Raw genomic sequence first — 13,375 nt, 5'->3', positions numbered from 1 at the left:
CCGCCCCGAACGATTTCCCGCGCCCCGCCCCGCGCCCCGTCCCGCGCCCCGTCCCGCGCCCCGTCCCGCGCCGCCCACCCCCGGGCCTGACCGGCGGCACCCGGGTCCGAGGGCCTAGCATGGCGACGTATCGTCCGGTACCCCCCGCGGACTGGAACGGAAGGCATTCCCCGCGTGAACTCACCGCAGCAAGAGCGTCCAGCCCGGCTCTCCGTCGGCGTCGTCGGCGCCGGCCGCGTCGGGCCCGCGCTGGCCCGCGCCCTGCAGCAGGCCGGGCACCGCCCCGTCGCCGTCTCCGGCGTCTCCGACGCCTCCCGCCGCCGGGCCGAGCGGATGCTGCCCGACGTCCCGCTGGTCAGCCCCGCGCAGGTGCTGGAGCGGGCCGAGCTGGTGCTGCTGACGGTCCCGGACGACGCCCTGCCCGGGCTCGTCGAGGGGCTCGCCGAGACCGGTGCCGTGCGCCCCGGGCAGCTCCTCGTGCACACCTCGGGCCGGTACGGGACCGCCGTGCTCGACCCCGCGCGCCGCGCGGGCGCGCTGCCGCTGGCCCTGCACCCCGCGATGACCTTCACCGGCACCGAGGTCGACGTGCAGCGCCTGGCCGGCTGCTCCTTCGGCGTGACCGCCCCCGACGAGCTGCGGCTCGCCGCCGAGGCCCTGGTCATCGAGATGGGCGGCGAGGCGGAGTGGATCGCGGAGGAGAGCCGTCCGCTCTACCACGCGGCCCTCGCCCTGGGCGCGAACCACCTGGTCACCCTGGTCGCCCAGGCCATGGAGCTGCTGCGCACCGCCGGTGTCGCGCACCCCGACCGGATGCTCGGCCCCCTCCTCGGCGCCGCCCTCGACAACGCCCTGCGCTCCGGCGACGCCGCCCTCACCGGCCCCGTCGCCCGCGGGGACGCCGGCACGGTCGCCGCGCACGTCTCCGAGCTGCGCAAGCACGCCCCCGCCACCGTCGCCGGGTACCTCGCCATGGCCCGCACCACCGCCGACCGGGCCCTCGCGCACGGTCTGCTCAAGCCCGAGCTCGCCGAAGACCTGCTCGGCGTGCTCGCCGACGACCGGGGCGACGGCGACCACGGCAACACCGACGCCGCCGACCCGAAGGGTGGGGAGCGATGACCGGCCCGCTCCAGCTGCTGAACACCGCCGAAGAGCTCCACAAGCTGCCCCGCACCGGCCGCCGGGCCGTCGTGATGACGATGGGCGCCCTCCACGAGGGACACGCCACCCTCGTGCGCACGGCCCGCGAGCAGGCCGGACCGGACGGGCAGGTGGTGGTCACCGTCTTCGTCAACCCCCTCCAGTTCGGGGCGAACGAGGACCTCGACCGCTACCCCCGCACCCTCGACGCCGACCTGGCGATCGCCGAGGAGGCGGGCGCCGACGCCGTGTTCGCGCCCTCCGCCGACGAGGTGTACCCGGGCGGCGACCCGCAGGTGCGGATCACCGCCGGGCCGATGGGCGAGCGGCTGGAGGGCGCCACCCGCCCCGGCCACTTCGACGGGATGCTCACCGTCGTCGCCAAGCTGCTCCACCTCACCCGCCCCGACCTGGCCCTCTTCGGCCAGAAGGACGCGCAGCAACTGGCCCTGATCCGGCGCATGGTGACCGACCTCAACTTCCCGGTCGAGGTGGCCGGCGTCCCCACCGTCCGCGAGGACGACGGGCTCGCCCTGTCCTCCCGCAACCGCTACCTCTCCCCGGTGGAGCGGCACACCGCCCTCGCCCTCTCCCACGCCCTGTTCGCCGGCCGCGACCGGCTCGCGGCGCAGGCCGCGCTGCGCGCCCGCGCCGAGGCGGCGCCCGCCAGCGACGAGCGGGCCACGGCCCTGGCCCGGCTCGGCGAGATCCGCGCCTCAGCCGACGCGCACGCCGTGTCGGCGGCCGCCACCGGCGCCGCCGGGCTGCCGGACGCCGTACGGGCCGCGGCCCGGCACGTCCTGGAGGAGGCGGGGCGCCACGAGCCGCCGCTGGTCCTGGACTACCTGGCACTGGTGGACCCGAAGGACTTCACCGACGTCGGCCCCGACTTCACCGGGCAGGCCGTGCTGGCCGTCGCGGCGAAGGTCGGCACGACCCGGCTGATCGACAACATCCCATTGGAGTTCGGAGCACACGCGTGAGCACCACAGGCAACCCAGGCACCCCGGGCGCCGACGACGGCACCCGCATACGGCTGCACGCCCCCGCCCCCGGCTGGGCCGTCGACGCGGACGTCGTGGTCGTCGGATCGGGCATCGCGGGCCTGACGGCCGCGCTGCGCTGCGCCGCCGCGGGCCGCCGTACGGTCGTGGTCACCAAGGCCCGCCTCGACGACGGCTCGACCCGCTGGGCCCAGGGCGGCGTCGCGGCCGCCCTCGGCGAGGGCGACACCCCCGAGCAGCACCTGGACGACACGCTGGTCGCCGGCGCGGGCCTGTGCGACGAGAACGCCGTACGGGTCCTGGTCACCGAGGGCCCGGACGCGGTCCGCCGGCTCATCGAGGCCGGCGCCGTCTTCGACACCTCCGCCGAGACCGGCGAGATAGAGCTGACCCGCGAGGGCGGCCACCACCGCCGCCGGATCGTGCACGCGGGCGGCGACGCCACCGGCGCCGAGATCTCCCGCGCACTCGTCGAGGCCGTCCACGCGGCCGGCATCGAGACGGTCGAGAACGCGCTGGTCCTGGACCTGCTCCAGGACGCCGAGGGCCGTACGGCCGGCGTCACCCTGCACGTGATGGGCGAGGGCCAGCACGACGGCGTCGGCGCCGTCCACGCGCCCGCCGTGATCCTCGCGACCGGCGGCATGGGCCAGGTCTTCTCCGCGACGACCAACCCGTCCGTCTCCACCGGCGACGGCGTCGCCCTCGCGCTGCGCGCCGGCGCGGAGGTCTCCGACCTGGAGTTCGTCCAGTTCCACCCGACCGTCCTGTTCCTGGGCCCGGAGGCCGAGGGCCAGCAGCCCCTGGTGTCGGAGGCCGTACGGGGCGAGGGCGCCCACCTCGTCGACGCCGACGGGGTCCGCTTCATGGTGGGCCAGCACGAGCTCGCCGAGCTCGCCCCGCGCGACATCGTCGCCAAGGCCATCACGCGCCGCATGCAGGAGCACGGCACCCTGCACATGTACCTGGACGGCCGGCACTTCGGCGCCGAGATGTGGGAGAACCGCTTCCCCACGATCCTCGCCGCCTGCCGCTCCCACGGCATCGACCCGGTGACCGAGCCGATCCCGATCTCGCCCGCCGCGCACCACGCCTCCGGCGGCGTCCGCACCGACCTGCACGGCCGTACCACCGTCCCGGGCCTGTACGCCTGCGGGGAGGTCGCCTGCACCGGTGTGCACGGCGCGAACCGGCTGGCGTCCAACTCCCTCCTGGAGGGCCTGGTCTTCGCCGAGCGGATCGCCGAGGACATCGTCTCCCGCACCCCGCAGGGCAGCGGCCCGGGCATACCGGTGCCCGCCACCGGCCCGCTCCAGCCCGCGAGCGCCCGCTACGAGGTCCAGCGGATCATGACCCGGGGCGCGGGCGTGGTGCGCTCCGCGGAGTCCCTGGCCGAGGCCGCCGAGGCCCTGGAGACCCTGTACACGACCGCTCTGGGCGAGCTGGAGACCCACGGGAAGACCGCCGAACCGGGCGTGGACACCTGGGAGGCGACCAACCTGCTGTGCGTGGCCCGCGTCCTGGTCGCCGCGGCCCAGCGGCGCGCCGAGACCCGCGGCTGCCACTGGCGCGAGGACCACCCCGACCGCGACGACGCCTGGCGCCGCCACCTGGTGGTGCGGCTGTCGGCCACCGAGCGGCGGGCCCTGGTCGTCACCCCCACCGACTCGGCGGACTTCCCGCCCGTGGACGCGGACGCCTCCTCCGGCGCCCCCCGCCCGTAGACGTTCCCCCACCCCTCAAGCCAGGAGCACTGACCGTGAGCACCCCCGAACTCCCCCTGATCGAGCAGAACGAAGGCGGCTGCGGCGACGACTGCGGCTGCGGCGACGGCGAGGAGACCGGCCTCGACCCGGCGCTCGCCCAGCTGCTGGTGGACGCGGGCCTCGACCCGATCGAGGTCGAGGACGTCGCGCACATGGCGCTGTCCGAGGACCTGGACGGCGGCGTCGACGTCACCACCGTCGCCACCGTCCCCGAAGAGGCCGAGGCCGTCGCCGACTTCGTGGCCCGCGAGGCCGGCGTCGTGGCCGGCCTGCGCATCGCCGAGGCGGTGTTCTCCGTGGTGTGCACGGAGGCCTTCGAGGTCGAGCGGCACGCCGAGGACGGCGACCGCGTGGAGGCAGGGCAGCTGCTGCTGTCGGTCCGCTCCCGCACCCGCGACCTGCTGACGGCCGAGCGCAGCGCCCTGAACATCCTGTGCCGCCTCTCCGGCATCGCCACGGCCACCCGCCGCTGGGCGGACGTCCTGGAGGGCACGAAGGCCAAGGTCCGCGACACCCGCAAGACCACCCCCGGCCTGCGCGCGCTGGAGAAGTACGCGGTCCGCTGCGGCGGCGGCGTCAACCACCGCATGTCCCTGTCGGACGCGGCGCTGGTCAAGGACAACCACGTGGTCGCGGCCGGCGGCGTCGCCCAGGCCTTCAAGGCCGTCCGCGAGGCCTTCCCGGACGTCCCGGTCGAGGTCGAGGTCGACACGATGCACCAGGTCCGCGAGGTCGTGGACGCGGGCGCCGACCTGATCCTGCTGGACAACTTCACCGTCCCGGAGACCGAGGAGGCCGTCACGATCGTGGCCGGCCGCGCCGTCCTGGAGTCCTCGGGCCGCCTCACCCTGGAGACCGCCCGCGCCTACGCCGAGACCGGCGTGGACTACCTGGCGGTGGGCGCGCTCACGCACTCCTCGCCGATCCTGGACATCGGCCTCGACCTGCGCGAGGCGGTGTAGTCCGTGCTGCTCACCATCGACGTGGGCAACACCCACACCGTCATGGGCCTGTTCGACGGCGAGGAGATCGTCGAGCACTGGCGGGTCTCGACGGACCCGCGCCGTACGGCCGACGAGATGGCCGTGCTGCTCCAGGGCCTGATGGGGATGCACCCGATGCTCGGCAGCGAGCTGGGCGACGGGATCCACGGCATCGCGATCTGCGCGACGGTCCCGTCCGTCCTGCACGAGCTGCGCGAGGTCACCCGCCGCTACTACGGGGACGTGCCGTCTGTGCTGGTGGAGCCCGGGGTCAAGACGGGCGTGCCGATCCTGATGGACAACCCGAAGGAGGTCGGCGCGGACCGCATCGTCAACGCGGTCGCGGCCGTCGAGCTGTACGGGGGCCCGGCGATCGTCGTCGACATGGGGACGGCGACCACCTTCGACGCGATCTCCGCGCGCGGCGAGTACGTGGGCGGGGTGATCTCCCCGGGCATCGAGATCTCGATGGAGGCGCTGGGGATGCGCGGCGCCCAGCTGCGCAAGATCGAGCTGGCCCGGCCGCGCAACGTGATCGGCAAGTCCACGGTCGAGGCGATGCAGTCGGGCGTGGTCTACGGGTTCGCGGGCCAGGTGGACGGGATCGTGCACCGCATGGCGCGGGACCTGGTGGGCCCGGAGGGCGACCCGGACGACGTCCGCGTCATCGCGACGGGCGGGCTGGCCCCGATCGTCCTCGGGGAGACCACCGTGATCGACGAGCACGAGCCGTGGCTGACCCTGATGGGCCTGCGGCTGGTGTACGAGCGCAACGCGCCCAACTTCGACTGAGCGCACGGCACTTCGCCCGTCCGCCCGCCCCGTCCGGGGCGCGGCGGGCGGGCGTTCCGTACCCACCGTCATCCCGAATCCTCAGGTTCAAGCTGATCGGTTAGCTTGTCGGCGTCGGACGCACGCGCTCCCGGGCGGCAGGGTCGAGACGGTAGAGGACGGACCGAATGCCCCGTAAATCACCGTACTTGCAGGTGGTCGAATCGCTCCGGACCCGCATCGAGGCGGGCGAGTGGAAGATCGGGGACCGGCTCCCCTCCCGCGCCCGCTTCGCCGAGGAGTACGAGGTCGGCCAGGGCGTCACCCAGCGGGCGATGGAACAGCTGATCATCGAGGGCTTCCTCGAAGGCCGCGCCGGCTCGGGAACCTACGTGCGCACCCCGCGCCGCCGCATGCGGATGCTCCGCACCCGCCGCCGGGTCCCCGGCTCCGGCAACACCTTCCGCTCCGAGGCCGCCGCGCACGGCATCGCCGCCTCCTGGGACTCGCGGACCCACCCCCAGCTCCCCGCCCCCGAGCGGATCGCCGCCCGGCTGGCCATCGAGCCGGGCGCGCCGTGCGTGATGACCCGCTACGAGTTCATGGCCGACGGCAGCCCCGCCGAGCTCTCCGAGTCCTGGGAGCCCCTCGCCATCACCTCCGGGACCCCGATCGTGCTGCCCGAGGCGGGCGAGATGCGCGGCGCCGGGGTCGTGGCGCGGATGCGCTCCATCGGGATCACGGTCACCTCCGTGGTGGAGGTCCCGCGCCCCTCCCGGGCCACCCAGGACCAGGCCAACCTGCTGGGGATCAGCCTCGGCGCGATGATCACCCGGGTCGAGCGGACCTACCTCGACGCCGACGGCCGCCCGGTGGAGACGGCGGACCTCGTAATCCCGGACTCCCGCTACGAGATCGCGTACGCCTTCCCCGTCGAGTGAGCCGTGTGACGGGCGGATGACGGCGGAGCGATATTCATGAACGGCGTTTTTTTACGGGAAGTGGCCGGAGTGTGACTCTCGCGGAGGTAGCGTCCCGCTGGAGAGGCAACGTGGCCTCGTCCACGACGGAGGAGACACCATGACGAACGCCCCGGTCGAGTGGCGCAAATCGTCGTACTGCGGTGAAGGGGAGGCCTGCGTCTACGTGGCCGCCGCCCCGGGCACCCTCGTACGGGTGGCGGACCGCGCCGACCCCGCGCACCTCGTGATGGCCACCACCCACGCCGCCTGGGCCGACTTCGTCGAGGCCGTGAAGGAGAGCGGCTGATCCCGGGCGGTCCGCGGCGCGCTGCCGCGCCGCGCCGCACACCCCCGTCATCAGGGGATTTTGTCCGATTAGCGCGTATCTTCGGCCCATGCCCACGCCCTACGGATCCCGCGGCGGCATGGCTTTCAGCGCCGCCGAGCTGCACGTGCTCCGGCGTAGCCTCGCCCACGCCCTCCAGTCCTCCACGGCCCCCCTGACGGCCTCCGAGGTCCAGGACTGCCTGCGCCTCGCGGCGTCGGTGGACGAAGCGGTCCAGGAGGCGGGCCGGCTCAGAGCCTTCCTGCTCGACGACCTCGCCCGCTACCGAAGCGCCCTGCCCGGGAGCCTCTCGGGCTACCTCGAACTGCTCCAGGACGCCCTCGCGGCCGGGTACGAGCCCGTCCCCGACGACCTCTGCGCCCTGCGCGCCCTGCGGTCCAACCCGGTCGCCGCGGCCGTCCTGGAACGGGCCCAGGGCGTCGCGGAGCGCTCCGTGCGCCGCCGGCTGGCGGCCGCCGCCCCCGCGCCCCGCACCCGCCTGCTGGCCCTGCCCGGCGGACGAGGCGAACCGCGCGCCGCGGCCCCCGGCCCCGAGACCCCGCGCCGGCAGACCCCGGCCCCCGAGCGGCCCCGTCCGGAGCCCGCCCCGAAGGAGCCCCCGCGCCCCGGCCGGCCCGTCCCCACCCCGGGCGAGGTCTTCCCGCCGCGCCGCAAGCCCTCCCCGCCCCCGGCGGCGGGCCGGGAGGCGGTGTAGCTACGCTGGGGGGCATGGACTACGTTTCCGCGCTCGTGCCCCCCATCGTGATGGCCACGTTCTTCATCTTCCTCGTGAGGACGATCGTGAAGAGCCAGGGCGGCGCCAACAAGGCCAAGGAAGACGCGGCCGTCGACGCCGTGCTCGCCCGCGCGGAAGCCGCGACGCAGCAGAAGTAGGGCCGCCGCCCGGGTATTGGCCGCGCGTTGCACAACGAATAGTCGGGCAATTCAGCCCATTCCGCACTATCGTGCTGCTGTGCCTCGCCCCTTGGGAGAACTCGAAGACGCAGTCATGACACGGGTGTGGCAGTGGAACCGCCCGGTCACCGTTCGGGAAGTCCTGGAAGACCTCCAGCAGGAACGGTCCATCGCGTACACCACGGTCATGACCGTTATGGACAATCTCCATCAGAAGGGCTGGGTCCGCCGGGAAGCGGAAGGCCGCGCCTATCGATATACGGCGGTCTCCACCCGTGCCGCCTACTCGGCCGCACTGATGAACGAAGCCTGGTCGACCAGCGACAACCCCGCGGCCGCGCTCGTCGCCTTCTTCGGCATGATGTCCCCGGAACAGCGCGAGGCCCTCCGCGACGCCGTGCGCATCGTCCAGCACGACGAGCCCGAGCCGCAGAGCGGAACGGAAGCCCCCGCCGCCGGCCCGGCCGCGCCCCCCGCCCCGCCCGCGGAAGAGGGGGGCTCCGGCGCGCACCGGAGCGAGCCGGGGCGATAGCGTCCGGCCTATGGGAGACCTTTCCGCCTCGGACGCGAAAACAGTGACCATCCGCCGCGCGCGCACCGGAGATGTTCCGGCGCTGCGCCGCCTGCTGGACCAGTACGTACAGCAGCGGATCCTCCTCGACAAAGCCCCGGTCGTCCTTTACGAGGACATCCAGGAGTTCTGGGTCGCGGAACGCGACTCCGACGGCCAGGTGGTGGGCTGCGGAGCTCTCCACGTCATGTGGGAAGACCTCGCCGAAGTACGCACCCTCGCGGTGGACCGCGGCCTGAAGGGCGCCGGAGTCGGCCACCTGGTGCTCGCCAAGTTGTTGGAGACCGCCCGCCGGATCGGGGTGAGCCGGGTATTCTGCCTGACCTTCGAAGTCGACTTCTTCGCGAAGCACGGGTTCGTCGAGATCGGCGAGACCCCGGTGGAGACCGATGTCTACATGGAGCTCCTGCGTTCCTATGACGAGGGAGTCGCCGAGTTCCTCGGTCTCGAACGAGTGAAGCCGAACACCTTGGGCAACAGCCGGATGCTGCTGCACCTCTGATCGGGCGCGAGGGCTATTCCAGGCCGCGGCCGCCCGTGGCCTATGTCCGAATCGCGTACGTTTCCCGCCTTGTTGAGCTCCTGAACCTCTCCCCGGGGGTTTGTGTTTTCCAGGCAAAAGCGGTTTCCTTTCCGCGTACTGCATTTTCGATGAAAGGAAATCCGGTGGCACAGAAGGTTCAGGTCCTTCTTGTCGACGACCTCGACGGTGGCGAGGCGGACGAGACCGTGACGTTCGCTCTGGATGGCAAGACCTACGAGATCGACCTCACCACCGCCAACGCTGAAAAGCTCCGCGGGCTGCTCGACCCGTACACCAAGGGCGGCCGCCGCACCGGTGGGCGCGCCTCCGCCGGCCGTGCCAAGGGCCGTGCCGCGACCTCGGCCGGCAGCCCCGACACCGCCGAGATCCGCGCCTGGGCCAAGGCCCAGGGGCTCAGCGTCAACGACCGCGGCCGCGTTCCGGCCGAGATCCGCGAGGCCTACGAGAACGCCAAGGGCTGACCCGTACGCCGCCACAGGCGGGCGCGGTGGCATTCCGTCGCCGCCGCGGCCACCAGGCGTACGAGATCGGGCCCGCGGCCCCGCCCCGGACCGGGCAGGGCAGGCAGAGAGGCCTCGCACCCCGGCTCGGGGGGCCGCAGCCAGACGGCGGCCCCCCGAGGGTTTCCACCCGGCCCGCGCCCGGGCGGCACGGGGGCGGTGATCCCGCCCCCCGCACCCAGGGCGGTGAGCTCCAGCTCCACCCCGCCCCACTCCAGCCAGTCGAGCAGCCCGTCCAGCTCCTCGGCGGCCCCCGGGGCGACCAGGAAGCGCATCGCGCGCCCCGCGAGCGCCACCGGACCGGTGGCCAGGCCGGGACGGCGCAGCAGCCCGGCCCCGGCGTCCGCCGGCAGCTCCAGCACGTCGAACCGGATCCCGGTGACCAGCCGCACGGGCGGCCCGGCCGCCACGGTCCATCCGAGCACCCGCTCGTACCAGGTACGGGTGTCCGGCCCGGAGGGAACGCGGGGCGGGGGAACGATGGACGGGGGAACGGCGTTCACGGTGTTGACGACGGCCATGAACGGATGAACTCCGAGTGGTGCCGCCGGGTTACGCAGTGCACCCGGTTCAATGCGGAACGTAAACATCCGCGGAGCGGAGTCCCACATTCGGGACACAAGCGTGTTCGCCCGTAGCGGAGGGAACCGTGCTGACCGGCATGGAGTGTCAGTCCTTACGGGTAAGACATTCCTAGTGGATCGGGGCGACACGCTGATTTGAGCGGCTTCCGTTCGCCATCGGCGTACTCGTCTGACGGGTATCTGCCTGGCCTGCGGGAACATCGTCTCGCACCATCGGGTTGGAGCAGTAGTCGGCTCTTACAGCCGGTTTTCCTCACCGACGTGGGGGTGAGCCGTGGACGGATGTCGGCAGTTGGAATGAGCTGTCCCGTCCCGCGGGACTAGCATGCGGAAGGACAGGGCGGGGACCGACCCCGAACTGCCCGACCGCTCTGAGGAGCGATAAACGATGTTCGAGAGGTTCACCGACCGCGCGCGGCGGGTTGTCGTCCTGGCTCAGGAAGAAGCCCGGATGCTCAACCACAACTACATCGGCACCGAGCACATCCTCCTGGGCTTGATCCACGAGGGTGAGGGTGTCGCCGCTAAGGCCCTGGAGAGCCTCGGGATTTCGCTCGAGGCTGTTCGCCAGCAGGTTGAGGAGATCATCGGTCAGGGCCAGCAGGCCCCGTCCGGCCACATCCCCTTCACGCCGCGGGCGAAGAAGGTCCTGGAGCTTTCGCTCCGAGAGGCCCTCCAGCTCGGCCACAACTACATCGGCACCGAGCACATCCTGCTCGGCCTGATCCGCGAGGGCGAGGGCGTCGCCGCCCAGGTCCTCGTGAAGCTGGGCGCCGATCTGAACAGGGTCCGGCAGCAGGTCATCCAGCTGCTCTCCGGCTACACCGGGGGCGGCAAGGAGTCGGCCACCGCAGGCGGCCCGGCCGAGGGCACCCCCTCGACCTCGCTGGTCCTCGACCAGTTCGGCCGCAACCTCACCCAGGCTGCCCGCGAATCCAAGCTCGACCCGGTCATCGGGCGCGAGAAGGAGATCGAGCGGGTCATGCAGGTGCTGTCCCGCCGGACCAAGAACAACCCGGTCCTCATCGGCGAGCCCGGCGTCGGCAAGACCGCCGTCGTCGAGGGGCTGGCCCAGGCCATCGTCAAGGGCGAGGTGCCCGAGACCCTCAAGGACAAGCACCTGTACACCCTGGACCTGGGTGCGCTGGTCGCCGGTTCCCGCTACCGCGGTGACTTCGAGGAGCGCCTGAAGAAGGTCCTCAAGGAGATCCGCACCCGCGGCGACATCATCCTGTTCATCGACGAGCTCCACACGCTGGTCGGTGCGGGTGCCGCCGAGGGCGCCATCGACGCGGCCTCGATCCTGAAGCCCATGCTGGCCCGCGGTGAGCTCCAGACCATCGGTGCCACGACGCTCGACGAGTACCGCAAGCACCTGGAGAAGGACGCCGCGCTGGAGCGCCGCTTCCAGCCCATCCAGGTCGCCGAGCCGTCGCTGCCGCACACCATCGAGATCCTCAAGGGTCTCCGCGACCGGTACGAGGCCCACCACCGCGTCTCGATCACGGACGAGGCCCTCGTGCAGGCGGCCACCCTGGCCGACCGGTACATCTCGGACCGCTTCCTGCCGGACAAGGCGATCGACCTGATCGACGAGGCCGGCTCCCGGATGCGCATCCGCCGGATGACCGCGCCGCCGGACCTCCGCGAGTTCGACGAGAAGATCGCGGGCGTGCGCCGCGACAAGGAGTCGGCCATCGACTCCCAGGACTTCGAGAAGGCGGCTTCGCTCCGTGATTCGGAGAAGCAGCTGCTCGCCGCGAAGTCCAAGCGCGAGAAGGAATGGAAGGCCGGCGACATGGACGTCGTCGCCGAGGTCGACGGCGAGCTCATCGCCGAGGTCCTCGCGACCGCGACCGGCATTCCCGTCTTCAAGCTGACCGAGGAGGAGTCCTCGCGCCTGCTGCGCATGGAGGACGAGCTCCACAAGCGCGTCATCGGGCAGAAGGACGCCATCAAGGCCCTTTCGCAGGCGATCCGCCGTACGCGGGCCGGCCTGAAGGACCCGAAGCGCCCCGGTGGCTCGTTCATCTTCGCCGGCCCGTCCGGCGTCGGTAAGACCGAGCTGTCCAAGACGCTCGCCGAATTCCTCTTCGGCGACGAGGACGCGCTGATCTCCCTCGACATGTCGGAGTTCAGCGAGAAGCACACGGTTTCGCGTCTCTTCGGTTCGCCCCCCGGCTACGTGGGCTACGAAGAGGGCGGCCAGCTGACCGAGAAGGTCCGCCGGAAGCCGTTCTCCGTCGTCCTCTTCGACGAGGTCGAGAAGGCGCACCCGGATATCTTCAATTCGCTGCTCCAGATCCTGGAGGACGGTCGCCTGACCGACTCCCAGGGGCGAGTGGTCGACTTCAAGAACACGGTCATCATCATGACGACCAACCTGGGTACGCGGGACATCTCCAAGGGCTTCAACCTGGGCTTCGCGGCTCAGGGTGACGTCAAGACCGGGTACGACCGGATGAAGGCCAAGGTCAACGAAGAGCTCAAGCAGCACTTCCGGCCCGAGTTCCTCAACCGCGTCGACGACACGGTCGTCTTCCACCAGCTCAGCCAGGAAGACATCATCCAGATCGTCGACCTGATGATCGCCAAGGTGGACGAGCGCCTCAAGGACCGCGACATGGGCATCGAGCTCAGCGGTGACGCGAAGCTGCTCCTGGCCAAGCGCGGCTACGACCCGATCATGGGTGCCCGGCCGCTGCGCCGGACCATCCAGCGAGAGATCGAGGACCTGCTGTCGGAGAAGATCCTCTTCGGCGAGCTGCGTCCCGGTCACATCGTGGTGGTCGGTGTGGAGGGTGAGGGCGACGAAGCCAAGTTCACCTTCCGCGGCGAGGAGAAGTCGGCCCTGCCCGACCTCCCCCCGATCGAGGCCACGGGCTCCGGCCCGGACCTGTCGAAGGGCGCGTAACGCGTAAGCGGTAAGCGGTAAGCGGTAAAGGGGCGGCCCCGGGACCATCGGTCCCGGGGCCGCCCCTTTTGGCGTGGGGGACCCCCCAAAGGGACGGGACGGATGCAAGGCGGGCATGCGGCCGTGTCAGCGCCGAGTCGGGTCGTCGGGACACGGCAGACCACACATCCGGCCCCCGACCGGCGAAGCGGAGCCTGGGGCCGACCCACGCGGCAGATCGCTACGCGCTTCCCTCGGCTTGGCGGCCGGCCGCCGTCTGGGGCCGTTACCCGCACCAAGGGCCGATCAGAGTGGCATACCGGCCGGCGGGGGCGGAGTGGTTTCGGGGGTTTGGGGTTGCGGGCTTTGGGCCCTTGGGGGTGGGGCTTTGGGCCTGGGGGCGGTGACAAGCCG

14 protein-coding genes are annotated in these 13,375 nt (G+C 72.1%); 13 read left to right on the top strand and 1 reads right to left on the bottom strand.

What is annotated here, in order from left to right; genetic code table 11:
• The first annotated feature begins 174 nt into the window (after positions 1-174).
• The 12 genes from AB0O29_RS11000 to AB0O29_RS10945 all read left to right on the top strand — a co-directional run bounded on the left by AB0O29_RS11000 (position 175) and on the right by AB0O29_RS10945 (position 9,445).
• On the top strand, positions 175-1,122 hold the full coding sequence (locus AB0O29_RS11000) for a DUF2520 domain-containing protein (RefSeq protein ID WP_365149432.1): 948 nt from the start codon (positions 175-177) through the stop codon (positions 1,120-1,122).
• On the top strand, positions 1,119-2,126 hold the full coding sequence (panC, locus tag AB0O29_RS10995; protein WP_365149429.1) for a pantoate--beta-alanine ligase: 1,008 nt from the start codon (positions 1,119-1,121) through the stop codon (positions 2,124-2,126). Before AB0O29_RS11000 ends, panC begins: the two co-directional genes overlap by 4 nt.
• Positions 2,123-3,871 carry an L-aspartate oxidase gene (locus AB0O29_RS10990; protein WP_365149426.1) on the top strand — a complete coding sequence of 583 codons (1,749 nt, stop codon included), beginning with the start codon at positions 2,123-2,125 and terminating at the stop codon, positions 3,869-3,871. Before panC ends, AB0O29_RS10990 begins: the two co-directional genes overlap by 4 nt.
• 35 nt (positions 3,872-3,906) lie before the next feature.
• Positions 3,907-4,875 (top strand): carboxylating nicotinate-nucleotide diphosphorylase, encoded by a 969-nt coding sequence (gene nadC, locus AB0O29_RS10985; protein ID WP_365149423.1) that lies wholly within the window; start codon positions 3,907-3,909, stop codon positions 4,873-4,875.
• A gap of 3 nt (positions 4,876-4,878) precedes the next feature.
• Complete coding sequence (locus AB0O29_RS10980; RefSeq protein WP_365149420.1) at positions 4,879-5,688, top strand: type III pantothenate kinase; 810 nt, start codon at positions 4,879-4,881, stop codon at positions 5,686-5,688.
• A 167-nt stretch (positions 5,689-5,855) separates the two neighbouring features.
• A complete protein-coding gene (locus AB0O29_RS10975; protein WP_365149417.1) occupies positions 5,856-6,608 on the top strand; it encodes a GntR family transcriptional regulator in 753 nt (250 codons plus the stop codon).
• A 139-nt stretch (positions 6,609-6,747) separates the two neighbouring features.
• Entirely contained in the window at positions 6,748-6,936 is a 189-nt protein-coding gene (locus AB0O29_RS10970; protein ID WP_365149414.1) for a DUF397 domain-containing protein, read from the top strand.
• Positions 6,937-7,024: 88 nt separating this feature from the next.
• A complete protein-coding gene (locus AB0O29_RS10965; RefSeq protein ID WP_365149411.1) occupies positions 7,025-7,669 on the top strand; it encodes a hypothetical protein in 645 nt (214 codons plus the stop codon).
• A 14-nt stretch (positions 7,670-7,683) separates the two neighbouring features.
• Positions 7,684-7,848 carry a hypothetical protein gene (locus AB0O29_RS10960; protein ID WP_344169792.1) on the top strand — a complete coding sequence of 55 codons (165 nt, stop codon included), beginning with the start codon at positions 7,684-7,686 and terminating at the stop codon, positions 7,846-7,848.
• A 79-nt stretch (positions 7,849-7,927) separates the two neighbouring features.
• Complete coding sequence (locus tag AB0O29_RS10955; protein ID WP_365149407.1) at positions 7,928-8,401, top strand: BlaI/MecI/CopY family transcriptional regulator; 474 nt, start codon at positions 7,928-7,930, stop codon at positions 8,399-8,401.
• 10 nt (positions 8,402-8,411) lie between these two features.
• Positions 8,412-8,942 carry an amino-acid N-acetyltransferase gene (locus AB0O29_RS10950; protein ID WP_365149404.1) on the top strand — a complete coding sequence of 177 codons (531 nt, stop codon included), beginning with the start codon at positions 8,412-8,414 and terminating at the stop codon, positions 8,940-8,942.
• Between the two features lie 164 nt (positions 8,943-9,106).
• Positions 9,107-9,445 carry an Lsr2 family protein gene (locus AB0O29_RS10945; RefSeq protein ID WP_344169801.1) on the top strand — a complete coding sequence of 113 codons (339 nt, stop codon included), beginning with the start codon at positions 9,107-9,109 and terminating at the stop codon, positions 9,443-9,445.
• Here the strand turns inward: AB0O29_RS10945 and AB0O29_RS10940 are convergent.
• Positions 9,424-10,005: an SCO3374 family protein gene (locus AB0O29_RS10940; protein ID WP_365149401.1), complete on the bottom strand. Its 582-nt coding sequence runs from the start codon at positions 10,003-10,005 to the stop codon at positions 9,424-9,426. The genes AB0O29_RS10945 and AB0O29_RS10940 overlap by 22 nt on opposite strands.
• A gap of 451 nt (positions 10,006-10,456) precedes the next feature.
• On the opposite strand from AB0O29_RS10940, the gene AB0O29_RS10935 reads away from it, so the two are divergent.
• The gene (locus AB0O29_RS10935) at positions 10,457-12,982 is read left to right on the top strand and encodes an ATP-dependent Clp protease ATP-binding subunit (protein ID WP_365149398.1); all 2,526 of its coding nucleotides are present in this window, start codon (positions 10,457-10,459) and stop codon (positions 12,980-12,982) included.
• Positions 12,983-13,375: the final 393 nt, after the last annotated feature.

Origin of the sequence: Streptomyces sp. NPDC089915 (genome assembly GCF_040684675.1) — a bacterium.
Taxonomy (GTDB): domain Bacteria; phylum Actinomycetota; class Actinomycetes; order Streptomycetales; family Streptomycetaceae; genus Streptomyces.
This window is presented reverse-complemented; position numbering and strand designations above follow the sequence as displayed.